A 24,126-nucleotide genomic window follows, 5' to 3' on the forward strand; every position below is an offset into this window, starting at 1 on the left:
ACCATATTGTTTTGGTCAGTCCGGTTTATGCGCTGACCGAAAATTGGCTAGTCACTCAATAATCAAAATCAGGAGTGCGTGCAATGGTGACGATAACCCTGCAAAAACTGGAACAGTCGCTGCTGAACCTGCGCGAGGCGAACGACTGGCGCGGTGTCCTGTGCTGGAGCCTGCTACCGGTACTGGCACTGGTAACCGGTCTGGGGCTGGTGGTTGGCAAGGGCATACCCTCCGCAGATATCTCGCTGGACAATTCCTTCAATGTGGAATCGGCGTTTGCCAAAGAGCGCCAGAAGTATCCGGACATCAGCATTGCCCGGGTCGCACCTGTCGCGGGTGTGGCGGTGGAGCGGGGGCAGGTATACCGCCGTGTCGGCGCGCGCGCACTGCACCTGGACCTGTTCCGCCCCGACAGTGGCGGGCCGCGTCCCGCGGTGCTGCTGGTGCACGGCGGTGGCTGGAAGTCCGGCAATCGCACGCTGCAGGAGCCCATGGCCACCTACCTGGCCAACCGCGGCTTTGTCACCGCCACGGTAGAGCACCGTCTGTCTCCGGAAGCCCGCTACCCGGCGGCCGTGCAGGACATCAAGGCCGCGGTGTGCTGGCTGCACCAGAACGCCACGCGCCTGGGGGTGGACCGCAACCACATCGCGATTCTCGGCGCCTCTTCCGGCGCGCAACTGGCAACACTTGTTGGGGTGACCCCGGGATTGCCCGCGTTCCGTGAGGGGCGCGATGCAAGGTGTGAATCCGTGGCCGCCATCGTCAATCTGGACGGTATTGTGAGCTTCATTACCCCCATGGCGCTGGAGCACGAGAACGACCCGCGCAAGAATCCATCCGCAGCCGGTGCCTGGTTTGGCGGTCGCTATGAGGAAGTGCCGGATCTCTGGCGCGAGGCCTCGCCGCTGGAATACGCCGGTACGGGCTCGCCGCCCACCCTGTTCATCAATAGCAGTCGGCCGCGTTTTCACGCCGGGCGGGATGAATATATCGCCCGGCTGGCGGCGGCGAACGTTCACACCGAGGTGATGACCCACGGCGATACACCGCACCCCTTCTGGCTGTTCCAGCCGTGGTTTGACCCCACCGCACAGCGGGTGGGGGACTTTCTTCAGGACGTGTTGAAATAACAGTCGCATCCGTCGCTTTTGGCTGGCTATACTCGCGCCGATTGACCGGGTAATGGGGCAGTGAGGTCCGCGAAAATGCAACAGCCAGAACAATTTATCGACCTGCTCAAACTGCTGGTGCGCAGCCCCAGTATTGTCGGTGCGGAGCACTCGTTTTTCCGTGTACTGCAGCGCGAGCTGGAGGAGCGTGGCGCCCATGTCACCTGGTATGAGGGGCTGCTGGTGGCCCAGGGGCAGCGCCCCCACAGCGCCAAGTTTTCCGCGCACATAGACCGCCACGGGCTGATCTGCACCGGGCCCAACGAATTCCAGTACGCCGCCTTTGTCTCCGGCCGCCGTTCCGACCTGCTCGGCAACTCCGTGTCGGAAAAGCTGATGACGAAAATCGTCGATCGCTTCCAGGGGGTTGCGGTCACCGCCTACGAACCCTGGTCCGGTTCCTATTTTGGCTCCGGTGTCATCCGCCGGGCCTATGTGTGTGGTTACCGCAACAACCTGATTTTCGAGGTGGCGGGGCTCGAACATGTGGTGGCGGGTACCCCGGTGGCGTTCACCGACCGCCTCAAGGTCTGCGATGGCATTCTCAGTGCCCAGCTGGACAATGTGCTCACCGCGGCGCACCTGGTACACCTGTATTCCCTCGGCTTTCAGGGCACGGCATTTTTTACCGCCCAGGAGGAGTCCGGCAGTAGCTGGCGCTACCTGTTGGAGTGGTTCCGCCGCTTCAACGGCGGTACCGAAAGGCTGATCGTGGTGGATACCAGTCCCTACCCGGACCGCGCCAGCGCGGATGCCCAGCAGGTGGTCCTGCGGCGGAGGGACGCGAACGCGGAATTCCATCCCGGTACCACTGCGCGCCTGGCCGACCTGTGTGATGCCCAGGGAATCAGCTACAGCTACAAGGACACCTATATCGAGGCGCAGAACCAGAAGGCGATTGCCGAGGGGCTGGAGCCTCAGTCTCTGGGGAGTACCGAGCTGGGGCGTATCGTTTCCGCATCCTCCGGGTTTGTGCAGGGCACCACGCTGCAGATTCCCACCACCGGTTATCACACCATGCAGGAGTCCGCGTCCATCGAGGCCAACAGCGCCTTCAGCGACCTGCTGTGCGCAATCGCCGCAGACGGTTAACAGGTCTCAGCACTGGTCACTTTGTCGTTGTCGCGCTGTACATCAGGCTGTCTTCAATGGATTGGCGCGAGGCCTGTGATGACATTCACGTTCGTTGTGTGTGCAAAGCTGCAGCGCTTCAAAAAAGCCCATTTTGGTAATGATGGTGCCAGGTTACGCGTGAGATGATGCCTTGCCGGTCTCCGTCGGGCTGGATGCGGTCAAAATAAAAATAGACATTTGGTGACAATGGGCGCGGTCCGGGTTTTGAGCCATCCGGCGATGTAGCAAAGCCGGGTTGTGAGCGATTGTTGTCGAGTATAGTGGTCCAAACTTCGGTAAGCGGCATGTCGATAGTAACCTTGACCGATATTGTTTCCGATCCACATTCGCGGCGAGACAAAAAAGATGTTCGCCAAATGCATGCCGGACTGATGGAAATTGACAGCGATCTGGTGATTTCCAAAGTTCACGACAAATTTATCGGGACAATTTTCGGCGACCCCGATATCCAGGGCAAGAAACTGCATTCGGTCCTGCGACCCCACTTGTCGCAGGAGCAGTATCGCGAAGTTGTCTCGGTGCTGAAAACACTGGTCCTGAACCGGAATATTATCTCCAGCACCAGCCAGAAAAATCCTTTCGATTGCCTCAGGCTGAACATCGACAGTGCGCAGGGGCGCCGCGTTACCAAATACGTTCGCTGCGAATTCAGCAAGGGCAAGAATTTTGACCAGACCGGCCGCTGGCAGATCGTTGTCCTTGATATCTCCAAGTCGGTCAGAACTTCTCTTCAGGTCCGCCGGTCCAGTGAAAAGGCCGAAGTAAAAGTCAATACGATAATGAGTCTGCTGAGATTCGAACGCGATCTGGTCGATGAGTTTCTGGAAGCGACCACCTCCTCACTGCGCAATATTATTGAAAATATTTCCTCCAGATCCGATAAGGCGCAACCGGTCAGGCGCAGGATGGAAAAGGTTTACTGCATCGTTCATCAGATCAAAGGCGATGCGGCAATTCTCAATCTCAATGTCGTCAGCGACCAGGCACACAACCTGGAAAATTCCCTGTCGGACTTGAATCAGAAAAAAGAGCTTTTTCAGCAGGATCTGCTCGGGCTGATTCCCTCGGTCAGGGAAATGATCGCTTCGGTAAAGGAAATCAGGCAGATCTTCGAGGAAATTGTCGAGGGTGGCTGGGGGCGAGAGCAGCGGCAGAATGACGACAGCATGATGCGCCGCCTGAAGTATCTGGTCGACCGCCTGGCCAAGGACAACAATAAAAAAATTATTCTTGTGGACGACGGCTATGTGGATACATCGATACCGCTGCATTTGCGTCGTGTAGTCAATACCGTGGTGACACAGCTTGCGCGCAACGCCGTTGTGCACGGTATTGAGGACAGGGAAAAACGCCTTGCGCTGAACAAGACTCCATACGGATGTCTGCATGTGAGCGTGCAGCACGTTCGCGGCAAGATTTCCATCGGCGTGCGCGATGACGGGTGCGGCCTGAATCTCGGCGCCATCAAGCAGGCCGCGCTGAAAAGCCCGCTGTTTCGCGGGGCTGAAGTCGAGAAGTGGGGTGCCCTTCAGGTGCTGAATGCACTGTTCAAGCCCGGGTTTTCCACCGCGAAGCAATTGACCCAACACGCGGGTCGGGGCGTGGGGCTGGACGTGATCAAGTCCACGGTGGAAAAACACAAGGGTACTGTCACGGTAAAAAGTATTGCCGGTTCCTTTACGGAATTCACCATGGTATTCCCGAGCACCTGAACCGGTGCGATGGGCTGGCGCCGCCGTCTCTGGGTAGTACCAAGGGATGTACGCCGCGGGCAGTAACGAGGCTTAAAACTCCTCGCCCTGCTGATAGTTATTGCAGCGGTTGTTGCAGTAGGGCTTGTCCGAGCGAATCCTGCCGCTTTCGGGGTGTACGGTCAGCTGGCGCTTCTGCTTGCCGTGATAGGCAACCACCTGCCAGTAGCCGTGGCGAAACTGCATACTGGATACAGAGTGGAAACCCAGGCCGCGCAAGCGGGCGCGCACGGCCCCGGCGCTGAGGGCTATCTCCGAGGGGGTGTTGCCGTCCAGGTCCGGCCCATACAGCTGGGGAGGGATCTGGCTCTGGGGCGATGGGCTGGAAAACTGGAAGTCCTGCGCGGTGAACGGACCCGGCTGCTGGGCACTGGCAGCGGGGGGCAGTAACAGGCACACACCGACGATCACCCAGCAGGCCGTTTCACGATACCGTTGCGGGCGTTCACGGCGCAGGTGTTCACAGATGGCAAACTGCATGGTTTTCCCCCAAATCGCCTTTATCCGTGGATTGATAGGGTGATCCGGCCGCAACTCCAATGGATATCTGCTCTCCGCGGGCAGATGCGGTGAAGTGACTCGTTGGCAGGTTGGTTCCACCACAGATGAATTGCCGGTCACCACCGGCTGGCGAAAAGGCTGCTAGAATGGCGCGCTATTTATCATTCAATGTGAGAAATGGCGCCAAACATGACTCTCTCGACCGTATTCCGCCGCTTCGGCGCAGTTTTGCTGGGCTTTGCCGGCAGCACCGGGGCACTCGCCGCCGATCCTCTCAATGTTACCGGGGACAAGTTCCGTCAGCTGGAAGAGCTGCTGCCGACCCCGAACATCTACCGCGCCGCATCCGGTGCCCCTGGCCACGCCTACTGGCAGCAGCAGGCAGACTACGACATCAAGGTCTCGCTGGACGACGACCGCCAGCGCATCAGCGCGTCAGAAACCATTACCTACCAGAACAACTCCCCGGACACCCTGCGCTACCTGTGGCTGCAGTTGGACCAGAACCGCTTCAAGCCCGGTTCCGCGGGCAACCTGGCGGCGCCGGTGGATGTGGAGTCCATTGCGCCGGACACCATTCCCTTCGGCAGCTTCCGTCGCGCAGTGGTCTCCGCGGAATTCGACGGCGGCTACAAGATCACCAAGGTGGCGGATGCCAGTGGCCGCGACCTGCGCCATACCATCGTCGATACCGGCATGCGTATCGACCTGCCGCAACCGCTGAAACCCGGTGCCAAGGTCAGCTTCCGCGTGGACTGGGAATACAACGTCATTGAGCAGAAGGCGCTGGGTGGTCGCTCCGGCTACGAATACTTCGAGCGCGACGACAATTACCTGTACGAAATCGCCCAGTGGTTCCCGCGCATGGCCGCCTACAACGACGTCAGTGGCTGGCAGAACAAGCAGTTCCTCGGCAGCGGTGAGTTCGCGCTGGAGTTCGGTAACTACCGTGTGGCCATCGACGTACCGGCGGATCATGTGGTCGCCTCCACCGGTGTCCTGCAAAACGCCGACGATGTACTCAGCCGCGAGCAGCGCGCGCGCCTGAAACAGGCCCGCACCGCAGACAAGCCGGTGATGATCATCACCAAAGATGAAGCGCTGAAAAACGAAAAGAGCCGTGCGAAGAATCGCAAGACCTGGGTGTTTGCAGCGGAAAACGTACGCGACTTCTCCTGGGCGTCCTCGCGCAAGTTCCTGTGGGATGCACAGGGTTACAAGAAGGGCGGCACCGACACCATGGCCATGTCCTTCTACCCGGAAGAGGGCACACCGCTGTGGGACAAGTACTCCACCGCGTCGATCATCCACACCATGGATGTCTACAACCGCTACAGCTTTGACTATCCGTATCCGGTTTCCATTTCCGTCAACGGTCCCGTGGGCGGCATGGAATACCCGATGATTACCTTCAACGGCCCGCGCCCGGAAATTGACGAGGAGGATCGCAGCAAGCGTACCTACTCCCGTCGCACCAAGTACGGCCTGATCTCGGTCATCATTCACGAGGTGGGCCACAACTACTACCCGATGATCATCAACTCCGACGAGCGCCAGTGGACCTGGATGGACGAGGGTTTGAACACCTACGTGCAGTTCCTGGCTGAACAGGAGTGGGAAGAGAAATATCCCTCTCGCCGCGGCGATGCGCGCAAGATCATCGAGTACATGAAGAGCGAAAACCAGGTTCCGATCATGACCAACTCGGAATCCATCCTGCAGTTCGGCAACAACGCCTATGGCAAGCCGGCGACCGCACTGAACATCCTGCGTGAATCCATCATGGGCCGCGAGCTGTTCGACTTCGCCTTCCGCGAATACGCCGAGCGCTGGAAGTTCAAGCGCCCGATGCCGGCGGATTTCTTCCGCACCATAGAAGATGCGTCCGGCATGGATCTGGACTGGTTCTGGCGCGGCTGGTTCTACACCACCGACCACGTGGATATCAGTATCGATCAGGTGAAACACTACACCGTCGGTACCAAGAACCCGGAAATCGAGAATCCCTGGAAGCGTAAGAAATTCCAGGAGGAACCGGAGACCGTCACCGAGCGCCAGAATCGCGCAAACAAGATGACCCGCATCGTGGATGGCAAGCCGGAGCTCGTGGACTTCTACAACGAACACGACGAATTCGATGTGTCCAACGCGGACCGCAACAGCTATCGCGGCATGCTGGACGGCCTGGAAGACTGGGAAAAAGACCTGCTGAAAGTCGAAAGCAATGCCTACGTGCTGAGTTTCAGCAACGTTGGTGGCTTGGTAATGCCGCTGATCCTGCAGCTGGAATACACCGACGGCAGCAGCGAGGAAGTGCGTATCCCGGCGGAAATCTGGGCGCGCAACGCACAGAAGACCTCGAAGATGCTGGTGCGCGGCAAAGACAAGCTGCTGAAGTCCGTGGTGCTCGACCCGCACTGGGAAACCGCCGATACCGACGTGGAGAACAACTATTTCCCGCGCCGGATCATCAAATCCCGTCTTGAGCTGTTCAAGGACGAGGAGTCCCGCAACCTGATGAGAGACTGGGAAGTCGAGCTCAAGGAAGACTGATCGGTACTCTCAAGTACCAGAGTCTCTAATACCGGGGCGGCTGTTCTTGCCGCCCCGGTCCCGCCTTACACTCGACAAATTCACCGAGTATCCCCGCACATTGCTACCGAGGTTCACTGCAATGCATGTTGGCAAACTGCGTATTATTTCTTTCTTTGCCGCGGTAATGACTCTGCTGCTGGCATTCAACGCCGAGGCTCACCGCTACCATTTCGGTCTCACCGAGCTGGAAGTCAATCCCCGCACTCAGTCGCTGGAAATTACCCACCGCTTTTTCGTGGCGGATATCGAACGGGCACTGCAGCTGAGCGCCAGCAAGGAAATGAAGGACGCCCAGGGGCAAATGGCGTCCTACATCAACGAGCGCTTCCAGATCCGTGCGGCTGATGGAACGGTGATCGAGCCAAAATGGGTCGGCATGGAATCCGATGTGCACGATGTCTGGGTTTACCAGGAAATTCCCCTGAGCGAGGTCGAGGGTAAAAAGCTGCAGGTACAGCAGTCCATGCTGATGGAAGTCGAGCGGGACCAGGTCAACACCGTAAACCTGACCCGCGGTGGCAATACCGAAAGCTTTACCCTGAAGCCGGGGGCGAGCCGGGTAGAGATTCAGTTCTGAATTGGTACTGAGTCTGTTCAGCCGCAGGTGCAGCAACGGCGAGTTTTATCCGTCTTGCCGATACCGGGATTGAACGAGTTGGTGGGGTCCAGTCGCTCGAAAAATTTCAGCTGGGCCTCCGGCGCCTGATACAGGTGACCGACATTGTGCTCTGCTGGATAACAGGCCCCGCGCCGTTCGAGCAGTTCCAGCATCGCCTTTTTCACCTGCTTTACGTCCGCACCTTTTTTCAGGATGTAATCCTGATGAAAAACGTTGCACAGGAAATGGCCGTAATAAAGCCGGTATTCCAGCTGATCCGCTATTTCCGCAGGTAACTCTTCCTGCCATTCCTGATCGTTGCGCCGCAGGGCGATATCCAGAGGCAACAACTCTCCCACTTCTTTGTTGTGTACCGCCTGGTAACGCATGGCCGCGCCCGCGGACACGAAGCGGTGCAGCATGGCCTTGGATGCCTCTGTGGGTGTACAGGCAAAGAACTCGCCGTTGTTTTCCGATGCATTGAAAAATGCCGTGAGCCAACTGCGTGCTGGCTCAATGGCGTCGTCCGCCACTTTTACGATCAGGTGATGATCGTATTTTTTCCGGTAATCGAGCATGCGCTGCGGCAAATGTTGCGGGAGCAGTTTGCTGAACTGTTGCAGCAGGCGATCGCTCAGAAAACGGGGCAGAAAGCTTCGTTTTGCCAGCCACGCATCCACCCGGCCCTTGAGTGCAAAAAACTTCGGCATTCTGCGGGTGCCGAGCTTTTCAATGGTGTAAAAGCTGTCCCTGCCGTAATCCGCCGCCAGGTCGAACATGTCCCTGTGCAGGTATTCACCGAGTATCGGGATTTGTGGCAATTCGCTCAAAAGACCGCGGCGCAGTCGCGAGAATACCCGGGCATCGTTGCTGCCGATATAAAACGTCTGGGTGCGCTCGGGAACCGGGAAGGTATCGAGGCGTACCGCGAAAACCGCCACCTTGCCGGCACAGCCACTGGTTTCGAACAGTCGCCGCGGATCGGCATTGAAGCGCGCCGGTGTATCCGCATCAACATCGCGCAGGCGCGCCACATAGTCGCGGTCGGACGCCGTGCGGGGGCGGCGATCGTTGTCGGAATAGGGGAGTTGGCCCACGCGGATAAAGGTACCGTGTTCCAGGTTGGTGAGGATTTCCTCAGGGGATTCTCCCAGTTCGATACCGAGGTTATTGATCAGCTGTAGCTCGCCGCGCTCATTCACCCGCGCAAACAGTGCCAGCTCGGTATAGGCGGGGCCGCGCTGGCACAGCGCGCCGCCGGAGTTGTTGGCGATACCGCCGACAATCGATGCACCCAGGCAGGACGAGCCGATTTCGGAGTGCGGCGCGCGTCTTATGGGGGTGAGTAGCTTTTCCAGGCGATGCAGGGTGGCGCCCGGCAGCGCTACCACCTGTTTACCGCCTTCCAGCAAATGAATAGTTTCCATTTGCAGGGTGTTGATGATCACCAGCGGGCGGTCGTAATCGGAACCGCTGGGGGTGGAACCCTCGGTGAGGCCGGTATTGGCGGCCTGCAGGATGATGATGGCTCCGGCATCGACACAGGCCTGCAGTGCTCGCCACATATGCAGCAGATGCTGGGGAAATATCACCGCGAGGGCATCGCCCCCACCGGAGCGAAACCCTTTGCGGTAGTGCTCGTTGCGCTTGGGATCTGAAACGACCCTGTCTGCACCGAGCAACTGCTCAAGCTGTAGGAGCAGTTGCCGGCTGTCTTCGCTGTGTATCCTGTTCAGTCCCTGTTTTCCTTCATCAAATCCGTAATTCAGTCATTCTTGCCTAGGCGTTGCTGCATCATAAAACACCACTCGTCACTTCCGCCATCCGGACCGTGAGCGCCGTCGCCGCCGGTGAGCCTGTCCATCGCGTTGTACCACTCGTCACTGCCCACTTCGGGAAGGCCGTTGGGAAACTGCTCGGCGATGGCCTCGCCCTGGTCGTTCATTACCTGTTCGTTGACCCAGTTGAACCACTCCGGGGTACAGATCAGTTCGCCCTCTCCATTCGGGTTTTCCGTTGTGTCAGCGGTGGATGGTGGGGCGGAATCCTCTGTTGCACTGGAGCCCGCGGCAGAGCTGTCCGGCGCTGACGACTCTGGCATGGCAGTATCGCCACTGCCGCTGTCGTCAGGTTTGGTGACGATGATTTCCTCCATCACCTCGGTCTCTGTTTTAGGCACATTGTCAGGATCATGGGTTTCGGTCTTGCGGCTGCAGCCGTAGATGGTGAGGGAGGTGGCGAGAGTTGCGGCGACGGCAATGTAGAGTAACTTGCGGATCATGGTTTCTCCTCAGGGGTTCAATCGCTGGCGCGGTATGGGGCGACCATCTGAAGTAAGCATAAGCATAGGTGGAATTTCGTGCCTTGTACGGGGTGCCCTGAAACAAAACAGGCGGCCAATGGCCGCCTGTTTTGGATGATGCAGTTGTCCGCATTCAAAGTGCCGACTGTGCCGCGGCGGTCTCTGAAGGTGGTAGGTCAGCCAATGTTTCACCATTGTCATTGGCGGCGGCAGCGGCCAGGCGCTGTTCTTCGATACGGCTGGTCCAGGTCAGCAGCGTCTGGTAGTGACGGATGTTCTTAACGTAGGTGACCGGTTCCCAGCCGCGGGCATAGCCGTGTTTCAGGGTCGTGTAGTGCTGGCGCTTGGCCAGCAGCGGCAGGTGTTCGCGCACGTCGGACCAGCGGTCCGGGCTGCCGCCCATACGCTCGGTCAATACGCGGGCGTCTTCCAGGTGGCCGTAGCCGATGTTATAGGCAGCCAGCGCCATCCAGGTGCGATCCGGCTCGCGGATGCGCTCGGGAATCTTGTCGCGCACCTGCACAAAATAGCGCGCGCCACCCTCAATGCTCTCTGTCGGGTCCAGGCGGTTGACGCCCATCTCGCGCGCGGTGGCGCGGGTCAACATCATCAGTCCGCGCACCCCGGTGGGGGATTTAGCGCTGGGGTTCCAGTGGGATTCCTGATAGCTGAGTGCCGCCAGCAGCTCCCAGTCCAGGTTGTATTCCTTCGCCACCCGCTGCATCTCGCTGCGCCACTGGGGCAGGCGCTCGCGGGTGAGCTGGGCAAAGGTCTGAGCACCGCCGGCGTTCATCTTGCTGACGTGGCCGAAATACAGTTCGCGCAGCTCCGTTACCAGTCCGCTGGTGTTGGCTCGCAGCATGAAATTGCGCGCAGCCCGGTAAAGGGTGTCGTCATCGCCCCGTGGAAAGGCCCAGGAGACCGGCTGGAACTGGGTCAGGTTGAAGGCGATATGGGTGTTGGGGTAGAGGCCGCGGTGCACCGCATAGGCATTGGAGTCCACCACCGCATAGGAGTATTTGCCCTCGTTCACCATATCCACCAGCTCCATGGCGTCGACATCGGAGACTTCCTCCCAGGTCAGCTCGGGGTGGAGTTGGGCGAGCTTGCGCAGTTGCTCCGCGTGGGCACTGCCGGCAATCACGGCAATATTCTTGCCGGCGAGCTCCGCCACACTGCGTGGGCGGTTTTCACCCAGGCGGTAAATGACCTGCTGGCGGATTTCGAAATAGGAAGGGGCAAAGCGCACCTGCTCACGGCGTTCCGGGGTCACGGTGAGACCGGCGGCCGCCAGGTGGGCGTTGGAGTCCGGGTTATCCAGCTCGCGGAACAGGTGGCCCAGATCGTGTACATCGCGGATCTCGAGGGTGACACCCAGTTCGCGGGCAAACGCCTGCAGCATGCCGTATTCAAAACCGGTGTGATTGCCGTTGGCATCTTCGTAATAGGTAGTGGGCCCGTTCTGCGACAGGACCACCAGCTTGCCGGATGCCTTGACCTGCTCCAGCAGGCTCGGTGCCTTGCTGGCCACCAGCAGAGATGCGCAACAGGCCAACGCCGCACACTTCAACAGGCGGCGGCTGTATCGCAACAGTCGGCTTTTCATGATCATAGGTTGTTCCCTCGAGTCCGTTCTTTGCTTTATTTTCAGCGTGTCCGACTCGAGGAAAGCTGGGTCGGAGGCGCCATTTCCTGCGGGCGGCGGCTCCATTGCCACCCGCGCGTAAAGCCTGCTGTCTATAAATTGCACAGGCTTGGGTCAAAAGCGCGGCAATTCTACCCCAAACCCCATCGCGCTGACCAATCGGTTGATGGTCTCATCTGGACCTTTGTGACCGGTTGGCTTGTTTTGACGACTTAAGTGTAGTACTTGGCGCCGGCATAAAAGGCCCTGAAGCGACATCGGGGGGGAAATGCCGCCAGAGATTGCGCGTTTGCTTCTTCCAAGTGGTGTTGCCCACGCCCTTCATCTTTACTGCTCTAACACCTTGGCAGTTATGTGCCGGAGATGTGTCTACGGCAGTGTTGGAGCGGAGTAGCTTCGGGTACAATGCGCGCGCTCACGATACCCCTCGTTCCTGTGCGGCACTCTCTAAGCTGATCCCGTAGCCGATTGCTTATGTCCACAGGCGCTCAATTCCAGACAAGAGGCTAACTCCCGCGATGCTAGTTCTGCGTGGTGCTCCCGCACTGTCGAAATTTCGCCATCAAAAACTTCTGACCCAACTCCGCGCCCTGCAGCCCGCCATTGCGGATGTCTACGCCGAGTTTGTGCACTTTGCCGACAGCAAAAAGCTCGGCAAGAAAGAGCAGGCGCTGCTGGAGCGCCTGCTGCAGTACGGACCCACCGAAGAGAAGCATCAGCCCGAAGGCGAACTGCTGCTGGTAGTCCCGCGCCCGGGCACCATCTCGCCCTGGGCCTCCAAGGCCACCGATATTGCCCACAATGCGGGCCTGACCCAGATCCACCGCCTGGAGCGGGGAGTTGCCTACTACATTAGCGGGGTCAAATTAACCGAGGCTGAACGTCACGTGCTGGCGGCGGAATTGCACGACCGTATGGTCGAGTGCGTGTTCACCGAGCTGGCGCAGGCCGAGCAGTTGTTCCAGGTAGAAAAACCCCGCCCTATGGGCCGTGTCGACGTGCTGAACGGCGGCCGCGAGGCGCTGGAACAGGCCAACGTAAATCTGGGCCTGGCGCTGGCGGAAGACGAGATCGATTACCTGCTCACCAGCTTCGAAGAGCTGGAGCGCAACCCCACCGATGTAGAGCTGATGATGTTCGCGCAGGCGAACTCCGAGCACTGCCGCCACAAGATCTTCAACGCCAGCTGGACCATCGACGGCGAGGAGATGCCGAACTCCCTGTTTGGCATGATCAAGAACACCTACCGCCTGGGCGGTGAGGATGTGCTTTCTGCCTACGCGGACAACGCCGCGGTGGTGGTTGGCCACAACGCCGGCCGCTTCTACCCGGACCCCGAGACCAAGGAATACGGTTTCAGCCAAGAAGCCATCCATCTATTAATGAAGGTGGAAACCCACAACCACCCGACCGCGATCGCGCCGTTCTCCGGTGCCGGCACCGGCGCCGGTGGTGAGATCCGCGACGAGGGCGCCGTGGGCCGCGGCTCCAAGCCCAAGGTGGGCCTGACCGGTTTCACCGTGTCCAACCTGCAGATCCCGGGTCACCTGCAGCCGTGGGAAGCGAACTACGGCAAGCCCGAGCGCATCGTGACCGCGCTCGACATCATGATCGAAGGCCCCATCGGCGGCGCCGCGTTCAACAACGAATTCGGCCGCCCGAACATCTGCGGTTACTTCCGTACATTTGAAGAAGACTTCGACGGCGAGCGCCGCGGCTACCACAAGCCAATCATGCTGGCGGGTGGCTACGGCAACATCCGCGAAGAGCATATCGAGAAGCCGGAATTCCAGCCCGGGGCCAAACTGATCGTGCTCGGCGGCCCGGCGATGCTGATCGGTCTCGGCGGCGGTGCGGCCTCCAGTATGGCCAGCGGCACCAGCTCCGCGGACCTCGACTTCGCCTCCGTACAGCGCCAGAACCCGGAAATCGAGCGCCGCTGCCAGGAAGTCATCGACCAGTGCTGGCAGCTGGGCGACAAGAACCCGATCGCGTTTATCCACGACGTGGGTGCCGGCGGCCTGTCCAATGCCTTCCCGGAGCTGGTAAAAGACGGTGGTACCGGCGGCAAGTTCGAACTGCGCAATGTGCCGTCCGATGAGCCGGGCATGAGCCCGCTGGAAATCTGGTGTAACGAATCCCAGGAACGCTACGTGATGGCGGTGATGCCGCAGGACCTGGAGCGTTTCCAGAAGATCTGTGAGCGCGAGCGCGCGCCCTTCGCGGTGGTTGGCGAGGCCACCAGCGAGAAGCACCTGACCCTGAACGACACGCAGTTCGACGCCAAGCCGGTAGACCTGCCCATGTCCGTGCTGTTCGGCAAGCCGCCGAAGATGCACCGCGTAGCGGAGAAGCGCGAGGCCAACGCCACCGCGTTCGATACCAGCAACATTGACCTTGCTGAGGCCGCCGAGCGGGTACTGCGCCTGCCGACCGTCGCCAGCAAGAACTTCCTGATCACCATTGGCGACCGCACCGTAACTGGCCAGGTTTCCCGCGATCAGATGGTCGGCCCCTGGCAGGTGCCGGTGGCGGACTGTGGCGTGACCACCGTGGCTTACGACAGCTACGCCGGTGAAGCCATGTCCATGGGCGAGCGCACCCCGGTGGCACTGCTGGACGCGCCAGCTTCCGGACGCCTGGCCGTAGGTGAGGCCATCACCAACATCGCCTGTGCGCCGATCAAGCAGCTGTCCGACATCAAACTCTCTGCCAACTGGATGTGTGCCGCCGGCCACCCGGGCGAAGAGGAAAAGCTGTACCGCACCGTGGAAGCCATCGGCATGGACCTGTGCCCGGCGCTCGGCATCACTATCCCGGTGGGCAAGGACTCCATGTCCATGCGCACCGCCTGGAACGACGGCGGTGAAGACAAGGCGGTTACCGCGCCCCTGTCCCTGGTGATCTCCGCGTTCAGCCCGGTGACCGACGTGCGCAAAGTGGCAACCCCGCAACTGCGCCGCACCAAGAAAGGGGAAACCGAGTTGATGCTGGTAGACCTGGGTGCCGGCAAAAACCGTCTCGGCGGTTCCTGTCTGGCGCAGGTGTATAACCAGCTGGGCGACAAGCCCGCGGACCTGGACGACGCCAAGCGTCTCAAGGGCTTCTTCGAGGTGATGCAGGAACTGCTCGCCGAAGACAAAGTGATTGCCTACCACGACCGCGCCGATGGCGGCCTGTTCGCCACCCTGGCGGAAATGAGCTTTGCCGGTCGCGTCGGTATCGATGTGGAAATCTACGACCTGGGTGAAGATGCCATCTCCACGCTGTTCTCTGAAGAGCTCGGCGCGGTGCTGCAGGTTCCTGCCGCAGATGCGGACATGATTGCCATGCGTTTCGCCTCTGTCGGTGTTCCCGCCCACCAGATCGGTGGCCTGAACGACAAAGAGCTGCTGCGCATTACCCGCAATGGCGAGGAAATTTTCAATCGCAGCCGTGCCGATCTGCAGCAGATCTGGTCAGAGACCAGCTACCGCATCCAGGCGCTGCGCGACAACGCCGACTGCGCCAAGCAGGAGTTCGATGCGCTGACAAAAACCGCGCAGCAGGACCCGGGCCTGTCCGTGAAACTGAGCTACGACGTCAACGAAGACATCGCCGCGCCCTACATCAAGAAAGGTGTGCGTCCGAAAGTGGCGATCCTGCGCGAGCAGGGCGTCAACAGCCAGGTGGAAATGGCGCACTCCTTCCACCGCGCTGGCTTCAACGCGATCGACGTTCACATGAGTGACATCCTGGCCGGCCGCGTTGAACTGGATCAGTTCAAGGGCCTGGTGGGCTGTGGTGGCTTCTCCTACGGTGACGTACTCGGCGCCGGTGAGGGCTGGGCCAAGACCATCCTGTTCAATGACCGCGCCCGCGACCAGTTCGAGGCTTTCTTCAACCGCAAGGACACCTTCGGCCTGGGCGTGTGTAACGGTTGCCAGATGTTCTCCGTGATCAAGGAGCTGATCCCCGGTGCCAGCCACTGGCCGCGCTTTGTGCGCAACCTGTCCGAACAGTACGAAGCGCGCTTTGCGCTGGTGGGCGTGGAAGATTCCCCGTCCGTGCTGTTCAAGGGCATGGCCGGTTCCTACATGCCGGTGGCAGTGGCCCACGGTGAAGGTCGCGTTGAGTTTGCCAGCCAGCAAGCACTGGAAGCCTGTGAGCAATCTGGCACCATCGCCATGCGCTTCCTCAACAACAACCAGCAGATTACCGAGACTTACCCGGCCAACCCCAACGGCTCGGTCAACGGTATCACCTCGCTGTGTTCCGAAGACGGTCGCGTCACCATCATGATGCCGCACCCGGAGCGCGTCGCCCGTGCCGTCAGCAACAGCTGGCGCCCGGATGAGTGGAAAGAGGACTCCGGCTGGATGCGCCTGTTCCGCAATGCGCGCGTGTTTGTCGACTGATCTTGTTCCTGCTTTGTAGGAGCTTGCCTGCAGGCGACCCAGAAAGCCCCGGATTTTCCGGGGCTTTTTGCATTCTGGCATGTCGCAAAATTCGTCTAGACTGAAGTTAACCCGTGAAAAATGGCGGTAGCGTATACGTTCGTCTACCGACCTCACTGATTCTGCGGTACCACTCAGCGGACCTGAATATGTGCAACGAACCCGAACGTCAGCACCATCAATCCGATCCTGCCTGCTCGCGTCGCAATGATGACGACCGCAAGAAGTCTTTGGTACATCCGGGCTTGCGACAGGACTACAGCCGTCGCCAGGTAATCAAAAGCGCGCTTACCGCTGGAATTGCCGGCATGGCAGCAGGCGCGGGGTTGATGAGTTTTTCCGGTGTCAGCTTCGCCGCGGCACTGACGAAAGAGCAGCGGGATGCCCTGAGTCCGGATGACATCATCGCCATGATGGTGCAGGGCAACGAGCGCTTCCGCTCCGGCAAGATGCAGCAGCACGATTACCTGGCCCAGAAGCGTGCCAGTGCCAGCGGCCAGTTTCCCGCCGCAGCCATCCTGAGCTGTATCGATTCGCGCACCCCGGCGGAAATCCTGCTGGATATGGGGCTCGGCGAATCGTTCAATGCGCGGATTGCGGGGAATATCTGCAACGACCACATCCTCGGCAGCCTGGAATTTGCCTGCGCTGCGGCAGGAGCCAAGGTGATCCTGGTCATGGGGCACTCCGCCTGCGGCGCGGTAAAAGGCGCGATCGATGGCGTGAAACTAGGCAACCTGACCGGCCTGCTGGATGAAATAAAGCCCGCGGTGGCCGCGACCAGCTACGACGGCGATCGCACCAGTGAGAATGCCGAGTTTGTGGATCTGGTCGCGACCACCAACGTACGCCGGGCGATGGATGAAATTCGCGACAACAGCGAAGTTCTGGCGAATCTTGAGAAGGAAGGCAAAATCAAAATCGTCGGAGCCATGTATCACCTCAATGGCGGCCGCCTCGAACTGCTGGATTGATAATCCACTGCGTCGCACCCTCGAAAAAATGGTAACTCCCTGATTCCCGAGCATAGTGAGCGAATTCACGCGCTGCATCGGTTTACTGTTGCGGATTGCCCCGTCGCACTGCGCCTGTTTTCGCACAAAATGTGCTCATGGTAAGCTTCCCCTCACTGGCGACGTTAGCCGAATAATCGAGGGAATAATGTGTCACATTGGATCTATCTTTCTATAGCAATAGTCGCAGAAGTTGTGGGCACGTCTTTCCTGAAGAGCTCAGATGGGTTTTCCAAGCTAATTCCATCTGCAATAGTTGCCGTGTCGTATGCGGTCGCATTTTATTTTCTCTCCATTTCTTTGAAGTCTATTTCGGTTGGCATTGCATATGCGGTTTGGTCCGGAGTGGGTGTCGCTTTGATATCTCTGGTTGGATTTGCCTTCTTTGGGCAAAAACTCGATTTGGGAGCAATTCTTGGGATCGCTCTAATCGTTGCAGGGGTTGTGGTAATTAATCTGTTTTCCGCTAGTGCTGAGGGTTCCGGGGGCTAACAATCCAGCTACTCCTGACTCCGCTGGATAGTTTGCTTTGCCCAGTTTTTGCACTGATCACTGCGCTCCCGTTTTATTGCAGAACGGGCACTATAAAAACGACCCCGGTTGCGGGTGCTAGAAAGCAAAGGGAATACACTTCATGAAATTATTCGCTTCGAACTTGCCTGTAGCTTTTTTTCTTATTGCACTTGGTATAGCCATCGGTGGTATCGGGATTTATATTGGGGAGACCGATGATGCGCCGGGCGCAGCCGTAATCGGTATCATCCTGATGGTTGGCGCGATTTGGTTAGGTATAAAAAACGTCCGAAGGAATTCGCAGCCTTCGAGTAGGGATTAATGTGCATGCTGCCTGGAAATCGCGGGCAGTTCGTCGTGGGTTATCGGTCGCCTGCACAAAAATGGGCACAGGAACAATCACTCACCAACGGACAAGCCGGAGCATTCCGCCCCCCGAATGGGGCGAGCGCAATGACGGAAGTGTGGTTTGTATTGAATGGACGCACCTTGGATAGCCTGAGGAAGCTGCTCCTGGCATTGGGCGCAGTCGAACGTATTGAGACCGTCATGGCGCCAGTCAGCACATCTACGCATTGAGTTTTGCGTCGTGTTAACACTGTAAGTGATTTTTATGTCTAATTTAAACTGAGGATTGTTTGGTGAAAAAAGTACTTTGTTTGATTGCAGGCTCCGTTCTTTGTGTTTCGTGTGCCACGGTAAAGACTGTGAACCCGGCGGATAATCAAGTCGATATCAGTCATAGGGGATATAAAAGTAACTGTGAAAGCATCCCAAGAGTATATAGTGGTACTTCATACTCTTTCTGCTTGCTCAACAGTGAGCCAAGTGAAAATGTCAACAAGGGGGCTTCGGTTAACGGTGTCCCTCTGGTGGCTTTTGATGCGGTTTTCTCCGTGGCTGCCGACACCGTGGTTTTACCCTACACAATATATTCACAGGCCAAAAACGGTAATATCAAAGTAAATTGAACGAGCACAGAGAAAGAAATTGTTTCGTTATAGCTGACTAGCTTGGGATGCTAAGCACATGGCGCTCCTTGGTCGCTAGTGTGAAGAATTCCTAAAATTTACTTTGTGCGGATATGGAAAATTGATAATTATTGTTGTCAGGGGCCGCATCCAAAGGTGTCGCCAGATCTAGATGTATGACTTCGCCACTTGAGGATCGATTGTTCGATATCCGCAAGCCAACACCCAGAGATCGGTAAATCCCATTTTCCTGTTGCTCAAATTCTGTGCCGCCGGATACACGGGAAACATCCATAAATACTGCCGCGCCAAAATTAAACATGCCAAATAGCGTTAAATTTGAATAGTAGCGTTCCTCAAATGACAGGTTATGGATCCGATCGCCACTTAGGAAATTTCTTGGGTAGCCTCTAAGTCCATTGTCTTCATCTACAAGCAGTTGAGAGTAGTAGTTCCAGTTGTATGCCTCTAACCCAGTAAAACTCGAGTGAAACCTGAATGAGTTTGTCTGGTAGATGTCGAGTGTGGAATAGTACTTGAATGTCGAATCAGTGAAGGATCCCGTTTCAATACTGTAATATCCATCTAGCAAGAATCCGGATCTCAGAAATATTTTCCTGGATATTGCGTCATTTCGGTTAGCGAAGCCACTTATTCGCATGAAGTTCTCGCTGGATCCGAGCGCTGAACCTCCAGCTCCAATTTGAAACCCCAGTTCAGTTCCCAGGTAGCGATCTTCCGTTCTGCCAATTTTGTCGAAATTTATGGTCTTGTCATATTTGTTTTCGAGAAAATTTACTGCGTAGTATGGGTATATTTCCCGTTTTTCATATTCAGGCTGCAGGCTGTCGACATAGCTTGTTATGGCGGTATCGGTCAGGTCCGGTTGCACAGAAGAAAGTGTTGCTCTGGCTTTTCGAGACTGGAGGCCAACGCTATGTCGCCAGACACCGTCATCGGATATACCGTCGGACCAACCCCAATTCAACTCCAGTTCCTCATCCGTCCTGTCGAAAGAGACATATTTTTCCCCGAGGTGATAGCGGGATTCCATGCGGCTGTATTCATTTACATTCAAGCGATAGCTGGATCGTGAATCCAGAGATATGAATGGTTTTTCTATCAGCAGTGAATTAAATGTCCCATCGCTAAGATTTGAACGCTGTAACTCAATTTTATGGTTAGAGTTAAAAACATAATTATCCGCCAAGCGAAAATTAGTCGCGCTTCTATCCGCATCCTGTTTATAGGAGATGGATAGGCTGAGGCCAAGGCCAAGCAGGTTGTCTTCTTCGATTCCCGCTTCATTTTTCGATGCCCCGCCTGTGTGACCGAACGAAAGGGCCGGTTTCGTTGACCATGTATCTGAGGTGATTACCTGGATTTCAACGCCTTGAGGAACCTTCGTCGCGTATATTTTTGCGTCGCATATATATTTATTTCTGCGCAAAATACGCTCGGTTTCCTCTGCTTTCTGTTCGGAAAATTGATCTCCAACTTTAAATAGAAGTTGTTTCTCGATGATCTCTTTCTGGGTCTTGATATGAAGTAGATTTACTCCCTTCGAGAGCAGGCTTGTGTAGTCGTCGGAATTTTCATCAAAAATATTGTTATTGACGATTTTTATGCTTTTGATTTCAGCGCCTTCCAGTTCGTTGGCGGCTAATGCAGAGTAAGGGATAAGGCCGGACAGTGCCGCTACCAGAATAGCGTTTGAATAAATGGTTGCGCCCCTTGCCCTTATTTTCCCCATTTTAAGCGGCGATGGTGCGCGAAATGACTTCAAGTCTTTGTGTTCCATGTAAAAAGCTCTTCACGATTACTGGAGGATGCAAGGGGTTTTTGCATCTTTCACCGTTAGAGCTTTCTTGGTGGGAGAATCAATCGCGCCTTTTTAAAAAATTTTAAAATTAGAATCGAAGTGTAAATCCAAGAGATGGGATTATGGGTAAAAGTGGCTTTTCCAAAGCGGAAATTTCAAAACTATTGTTGTCGGAACTTGGCGTTGAGCGCAGCTCGTATGCTCCGATATTGGCCCGGTTGGTCAAGTTGGTGACTTCCAGGTAGGCTTCCAGCTCACCTATCGGCTTCTCCCAAAGATAGGAAATTTTCATGTCAAATGAAAAATAAGCTGGCAGATTGGTGTTATAGATTTGAAAAGGTTCCGATTCTTCGAGGGTAGTGATCTGATCAGGCACTGCTGTTGTTTTCCAGCCACTGTGCCAGTGACCTCTGCCACTAAATGTCCAATTGTCGTTGATCCATGTTAACCCACCTTGGAAGGCGTTATTTTGGTTCCAGCGTCGGGGTATGGTGTTATTGCTTTCAAGTAAGTCTCTTGCATGGCTTCTCGAGTAACTTAACCAAGCTCGAAAGTTGTTCGAAGGCGTATATTCGATCAGTGTCTCATGCCCCAGGATTTCGGATCTAGCGGGTTTGATCAATATCCGATCTGCTGCCAATTCTGGAAGGTATCCATATGGCTGGAACGCGTTCTCATATCTCGGTCTTGGAGAATTTACATCCTTTCGGTAGGCTTCGATCGTGATCGTCAAGTCTTTTGGACCTTCAAACGCGGCACCTAAGATGAAATGGTCGGATCTTTGCGGTTCAAAAAAAGTTGGCTCGCCACTTTCAACATCAAGATCAGTGATACCTGGTGCCTGGTAGAAGCGACCGATATTCATTTTTGCTTGAATTGAATCGGTAAGGCGTACTTTGACAGCCGTTCTTGGGCTCACTTGTTTTTGATAGTCTGAATAGTAGTTCTGCGCGTCGAAGCGAAGTCCACCCTCGAAACTCCAGCTTTCAGATGGCAGATACCGATAGGTAAAGTATGCGGATCCGGCAGTACCTTCCGGGCTTGCTTCAACATGGCTATCGATTTTTTGCGCTGACCCCAAGAGGGCGGACAGCAGGCCCCGTTCAACCGATAATCCGTAATCATAATATCCTTTGAGATGCTCCAGGCGAAGGCCACCGTTTAATACCTGCTCTTCGGAAATTTCGTAATTTACATGGTTTTCGAAGCGAGCGATTTTGAATCTTCTACGGTCGGACAGGCTGCCAATACTTTTGCTGAACACATCGGGCTCATTGATGTATCCATTTCGCCTGTTGTAAATGTCGCCAATGGTTAAAATGTGTTTACTTGAAAAGTTCGGTGTGTGTTGGATAGACGTTTTTATCCATCCGTATTTACTGTCGTATATGGAGTGCATGGATTCGCCTTCATCCCCATGCAAACCCAGAAGTTCGATGTCATCCCGCATAGATAGATAGGCCGCTTCTGCATCAATTTCTGGCGAAATTTTCCAGCGGGCACTTGCATAAATATCCGAAAATTGTGGCGTCCCGATTTCTTCATTTACCTGCTCTAGGGACTCATCCAATATTCCCTGCCGTGCAACGATATTCCAGTGAGTTTCATTTTGGGGTACATTTCCTTGCCACTGCACGGTGGTGGAAAACGGGTTGACGCTGACACTATGGCGAAATTCGTCGATTTCTTCAGGTGAGCGAATGTCCATTACGCCGCTCATTTTCCCCCCGAACCTGGCCGGATAGCCTCCCGTGTAGATTGACAAGCTATCGACAATTTCCGGGCTGATTCCCGATAACAGACTTTGATAATCTTTCAGATGAAAAGGATCGATCAGTTCAATGTCGTCAAACAGGACGAGCATTTCATCATCAGCGCCGCCACGAATATTAGGCTTCGCAGAGAATCCCTGGCTGGCCACGCCCGGTACGGAATGTATCACTTGCAGGGAGTCCCCACCTAAAGTTGGCGCTGCGTGTAGCTCTGGCGACTCAAATGTCTGGGGCGAATTCGATCGTGTTGAGTTTTCAAAATGAAAATTACTCGTCACCACGACTTCTTCAATACTGGCATTACGTTTTTTCAGGTTTACATAAACCTCGCCGGAAGGTTCGGCGGCGGGTAAGCAGCGGTCTCTATAATCCTGATGATGAAACTGCAAGCACAATATATCTTCTATATTCAGTGTTACTTGTATTGCGCCATCTTTATCTGACTTGCTGCCACTGTTGCCGCTGAAGTAAAGGTCGCTTTGTACTGATTCTTTTAGATAGGTAGCGTTAACTTCGACGCCTTTAATCGGAGCATTGGTCTCAATATCTCGGGTAATAACCTTGATACTTCTGAAGTTTGTCTTTCCTGCGACTACGTACCAGGTGTCAATATTGTCCTGGTGTTTGAGCGTCAGGTTGTGAGGTAGCAGTGCTTTTCTGAGCCTGGCAATGGGTTCACCCGGCTCGGGGTTGGAGAGCACCAACAATGAATCTGGAACGAGATTATCGCTAAAAATTATTTTATAACCGGATTCCTGAAACCTGTGTAGAAGTCGCACCAGCGTTTTATCTGATAATTTATCGTTCTCCAAATCCTGGGGATTTGCCATCGTCGATAGCGAACAGCTTGCTATACAAGCTCCCAGGAAAACTGCGGACGGTAAACGCATTTTAGATTATGGCTATAGGTTCGAATTGTTATTTGATTCTATCTCAATGCGGTCTTGTTTCAAGGTGATAGAAAGTGTAGTGGTTTCCATTATCAATGGCAGTGTTGTTTCAATGAGTTCAGGGTCAAGTGTTCCGCCGGACAAACGGGTGGTTTCCGCTATCCGTTGGACTTCAGGTGTGTTAAAAATAACCTTTCGTCCGGTTAGCCTGCCGGCCAAGAGCAGTATTTCGCTCAAATTTTTTCCTTCAAGTGCGATATCTTCCGAAGCGTCCAGTACCCAACCCCAATATGGATCACTTGAAGAAATCGTTGTACGTTCTACAGATCCATCGCGATCAATCACGATTACATCACCGGAGCCGTCTCCCGCAATAGTTGTGTGCTTTACGCCATCAGCTAGCGATACCAATGTCTCTCCTTCGCGCATCGCTACTTTTAAAGATTCATTTCTCACATGGACTTCGTACTGTGTTCCTATATCTTCAATATTTCCTATTGCGGTCTTTATAATCATGTTGGAGTTGCTATTTCCGGAATCGAAGTATAGGCGTCCGCTATTTAGCGAGATAACGCGTTCTGAAGTGAATTCCAATTCGGTGAATTCATCAATGATAAGGGAAACGCCATTATTCAAAACCAATGACATGCGGCTCGCACCGTCCGTGGCCAAATAGTCGCCCACGGAAAGTACTTTTTGTCCGGAATGTTTTCCGTTTATGTGCATTGAACCTGAAATGCTGGCGATATGGCCCATGGGCTGAATATCACTTCCTTCCATTGTGGGCAGGAAAGCAATTACGATCGCAACCAACAAAGATGCTGCGATTGCTGATGTTGTGACAAAACGCCGAATGCGAGCACGCCTGTGGTTGGCGACTGCGTCGTACCATGCCTGTTTTGTGGCCGCCATTATGTCGTTTGATACATCCGATTCTGGTGAGGGGCGTTTTCCCGCCTTTCTCAAAAGACTTTCCAGGGAATCTTCGCTGTGCATCATTTTCATCTCTAT

At 55.7% G+C, this 24,126-nt stretch carries 17 protein-coding genes; 10 read left to right on the forward strand and 7 right to left on the reverse strand.

Translation table 11 applies throughout. From position 1 onward, the window contains the following. Nucleotides 1-83: 83 nt before the first annotated feature. The 3 genes from R5R33_RS15440 to R5R33_RS15450 all read left to right on the forward strand — a co-directional run bounded on the left by R5R33_RS15440 (nt 84) and on the right by R5R33_RS15450 (nt 4,018). Nucleotides 84-1,133, forward strand: coding sequence for an alpha/beta hydrolase (locus R5R33_RS15440; protein WP_318953593.1), 1,050 nt, complete (start codon nt 84-86; stop codon nt 1,131-1,133). Between the two features lie 75 nt (nt 1,134-1,208). Further along, nucleotides 1,209-2,264 carry a peptidase M42 gene (locus tag R5R33_RS15445; RefSeq protein ID WP_318953594.1) on the forward strand — a complete coding sequence of 352 codons (1,056 nt, stop codon included), beginning with the start codon at nt 1,209-1,211 and terminating at the stop codon, nt 2,262-2,264. A 398-nt stretch (nt 2,265-2,662) separates the two neighbouring features. Next, entirely contained in the window at nt 2,663-4,018 is a 1,356-nt protein-coding gene (locus R5R33_RS15450; RefSeq protein ID WP_318953595.1) for an ATP-binding protein, read from the forward strand. A 72-nt stretch (nt 4,019-4,090) separates the two neighbouring features. On the opposite strand, the gene R5R33_RS15455 is transcribed toward R5R33_RS15450, so the two are convergent. After that, the gene (locus tag R5R33_RS15455) at nt 4,091-4,537 is read right to left on the reverse strand and encodes a hypothetical protein (protein ID WP_318953596.1); all 447 of its coding nucleotides are present in this window, start codon (nt 4,535-4,537) and stop codon (nt 4,091-4,093) included. A 210-nt stretch (nt 4,538-4,747) separates the two neighbouring features. Between R5R33_RS15455 and R5R33_RS15460 the strand changes: the two genes are divergently transcribed. Continuing rightward, entirely contained in the window at nt 4,748-7,111 is a 2,364-nt protein-coding gene (locus R5R33_RS15460; RefSeq protein ID WP_318953597.1) for a M1 family metallopeptidase, read from the forward strand. Between the two features lie 121 nt (nt 7,112-7,232). Then, nucleotides 7,233-7,730: a DUF6702 family protein gene (locus tag R5R33_RS15465; protein WP_318953598.1), complete on the forward strand. Its 498-nt coding sequence runs from the start codon at nt 7,233-7,235 to the stop codon at nt 7,728-7,730. Between the two features lie 17 nt (nt 7,731-7,747). Here the strand turns inward: R5R33_RS15465 and dld are convergent, their stop codons facing one another. The 3 genes from dld to mltF all read right to left on the reverse strand — a co-directional run bounded on the left by dld (nt 7,748) and on the right by mltF (nt 11,665). Further along, the gene (dld, locus tag R5R33_RS15470) at nt 7,748-9,520 is read right to left on the reverse strand and encodes a D-lactate dehydrogenase (RefSeq protein WP_318955749.1); all 1,773 of its coding nucleotides are present in this window, start codon (nt 9,518-9,520) and stop codon (nt 7,748-7,750) included. Then, complete coding sequence (locus R5R33_RS15475; protein WP_318953599.1) at nt 9,517-10,032, reverse strand: hypothetical protein; 516 nt, start codon at nt 10,030-10,032, stop codon at nt 9,517-9,519. Before R5R33_RS15475 ends, dld begins: the two co-directional genes overlap by 4 nt. A gap of 154 nt (nt 10,033-10,186) precedes the next feature. Then, nucleotides 10,187-11,665 carry a membrane-bound lytic murein transglycosylase MltF gene (gene mltF, locus R5R33_RS15480; RefSeq protein WP_318953600.1) on the reverse strand — a complete coding sequence of 493 codons (1,479 nt, stop codon included), beginning with the start codon at nt 11,663-11,665 and terminating at the stop codon, nt 10,187-10,189. 551 nt (nt 11,666-12,216) lie between these two features. On the opposite strand from mltF, the gene purL reads away from it, so the two are divergent. The 5 genes from purL (at nt 12,217) to R5R33_RS15505 (ending at nt 18,631) form a co-directional block, all read left to right on the forward strand. Beyond that, nucleotides 12,217-16,095, forward strand: a complete 3,879-nt coding sequence (gene purL / locus R5R33_RS15485) for a phosphoribosylformylglycinamidine synthase (protein WP_318953601.1) — start codon at nt 12,217-12,219, stop codon at nt 16,093-16,095. A 188-nt stretch (nt 16,096-16,283) separates the two neighbouring features. Continuing rightward, on the forward strand, nt 16,284-17,108 hold the full coding sequence (locus tag R5R33_RS15490; protein ID WP_318953602.1) for a carbonic anhydrase family protein: 825 nt from the start codon (nt 16,284-16,286) through the stop codon (nt 17,106-17,108). A gap of 189 nt (nt 17,109-17,297) precedes the next feature. After that, nucleotides 17,298-17,639 (forward strand): DMT family transporter, encoded by a 342-nt coding sequence (locus tag R5R33_RS15495; protein ID WP_318953603.1) that lies wholly within the window; start codon nt 17,298-17,300, stop codon nt 17,637-17,639. 142 nt (nt 17,640-17,781) lie between these two features. Beyond that, the gene (locus R5R33_RS15500; RefSeq protein ID WP_318953604.1) at nt 17,782-17,982 is read left to right on the forward strand and encodes a hypothetical protein; all 201 of its coding nucleotides are present in this window, start codon (nt 17,782-17,784) and stop codon (nt 17,980-17,982) included. A 319-nt stretch (nt 17,983-18,301) separates the two neighbouring features. Further along, complete coding sequence (locus R5R33_RS15505; RefSeq protein ID WP_318953605.1) at nt 18,302-18,631, forward strand: YceK/YidQ family lipoprotein; 330 nt, start codon at nt 18,302-18,304, stop codon at nt 18,629-18,631. Nucleotides 18,632-18,722: 91 nt separating this feature from the next. Here the strand turns inward: R5R33_RS15505 and R5R33_RS15510 are convergent, their stop codons facing one another. From R5R33_RS15510 to R5R33_RS15520, 3 genes are all read right to left on the reverse strand, one after another. Beyond that, a complete protein-coding gene (locus tag R5R33_RS15510) occupies nt 18,723-20,432 on the reverse strand; it encodes a BamA/TamA family outer membrane protein (protein ID WP_318953606.1) in 1,710 nt (569 codons plus the stop codon). A 109-nt stretch (nt 20,433-20,541) separates the two neighbouring features. Continuing rightward, nucleotides 20,542-23,055, reverse strand: a complete 2,514-nt coding sequence (locus R5R33_RS15515; protein WP_318953607.1) for a TonB-dependent receptor plug domain-containing protein — start codon at nt 23,053-23,055, stop codon at nt 20,542-20,544. A gap of 72 nt (nt 23,056-23,127) precedes the next feature. Next, complete coding sequence (locus R5R33_RS15520) at nt 23,128-24,120, reverse strand: FecR family protein (RefSeq protein WP_318953608.1); 993 nt, start codon at nt 24,118-24,120, stop codon at nt 23,128-23,130. Nucleotides 24,121-24,126: the final 6 nt, after the last annotated feature.

This window comes from Microbulbifer pacificus (assembly GCF_033723955.1).
Lineage (GTDB): Bacteria > Pseudomonadota > Gammaproteobacteria > Pseudomonadales > Cellvibrionaceae > Microbulbifer > Microbulbifer pacificus.

Excerpts from the sequence above, each read along its gene's own strand:
- R5R33_RS15515 (WP_318953607.1), bottom strand. The coding sequence starts at position 23,055 with ATGGCAAATCCCCAGGATTTGGAGAACGATAAATTATCAGATAAAACG.
- R5R33_RS15450 (WP_318953595.1), top strand. The coding sequence starts at position 2,663 with ATGCATGCCGGACTGATGGAAATTGACAGCGATCTGGTGATTTCCAAA.
- R5R33_RS15455 (WP_318953596.1), bottom strand. The coding sequence starts at position 4,537 with ATGCAGTTTGCCATCTGTGAACACCTGCGCCGTGAACGCCCGCAACGG.
- R5R33_RS15520 (WP_318953608.1), bottom strand. The coding sequence starts at position 24,120 with ATGAAAATGATGCACAGCGAAGATTCCCTGGAAAGTCTTTTGAGAAAG.
- R5R33_RS15490 (WP_318953602.1), top strand. The coding sequence starts at position 16,284 with ATGTGCAACGAACCCGAACGTCAGCACCATCAATCCGATCCTGCCTGC.
- R5R33_RS15500 (WP_318953604.1), top strand. The coding sequence starts at position 17,782 with ATGAAATTATTCGCTTCGAACTTGCCTGTAGCTTTTTTTCTTATTGCA.
- R5R33_RS15460 (WP_318953597.1), top strand. The coding sequence starts at position 4,748 with ATGACTCTCTCGACCGTATTCCGCCGCTTCGGCGCAGTTTTGCTGGGC.
- R5R33_RS15445 (WP_318953594.1), top strand. The coding sequence starts at position 1,209 with ATGCAACAGCCAGAACAATTTATCGACCTGCTCAAACTGCTGGTGCGC.
- R5R33_RS15440 (WP_318953593.1), top strand. The coding sequence starts at position 84 with ATGGTGACGATAACCCTGCAAAAACTGGAACAGTCGCTGCTGAACCTG.
- purL (WP_318953601.1), top strand. The coding sequence starts at position 12,217 with ATGCTAGTTCTGCGTGGTGCTCCCGCACTGTCGAAATTTCGCCATCAA.
- mltF (WP_318953600.1), bottom strand. The coding sequence starts at position 11,665 with ATGATCATGAAAAGCCGACTGTTGCGATACAGCCGCCGCCTGTTGAAG.
- R5R33_RS15465 (WP_318953598.1), top strand. The coding sequence starts at position 7,233 with ATGCATGTTGGCAAACTGCGTATTATTTCTTTCTTTGCCGCGGTAATG.
- R5R33_RS15510 (WP_318953606.1), bottom strand. The coding sequence starts at position 20,432 with ATGGAACACAAAGACTTGAAGTCATTTCGCGCACCATCGCCGCTTAAA.
- R5R33_RS15475 (WP_318953599.1), bottom strand. The coding sequence starts at position 10,032 with ATGATCCGCAAGTTACTCTACATTGCCGTCGCCGCAACTCTCGCCACC.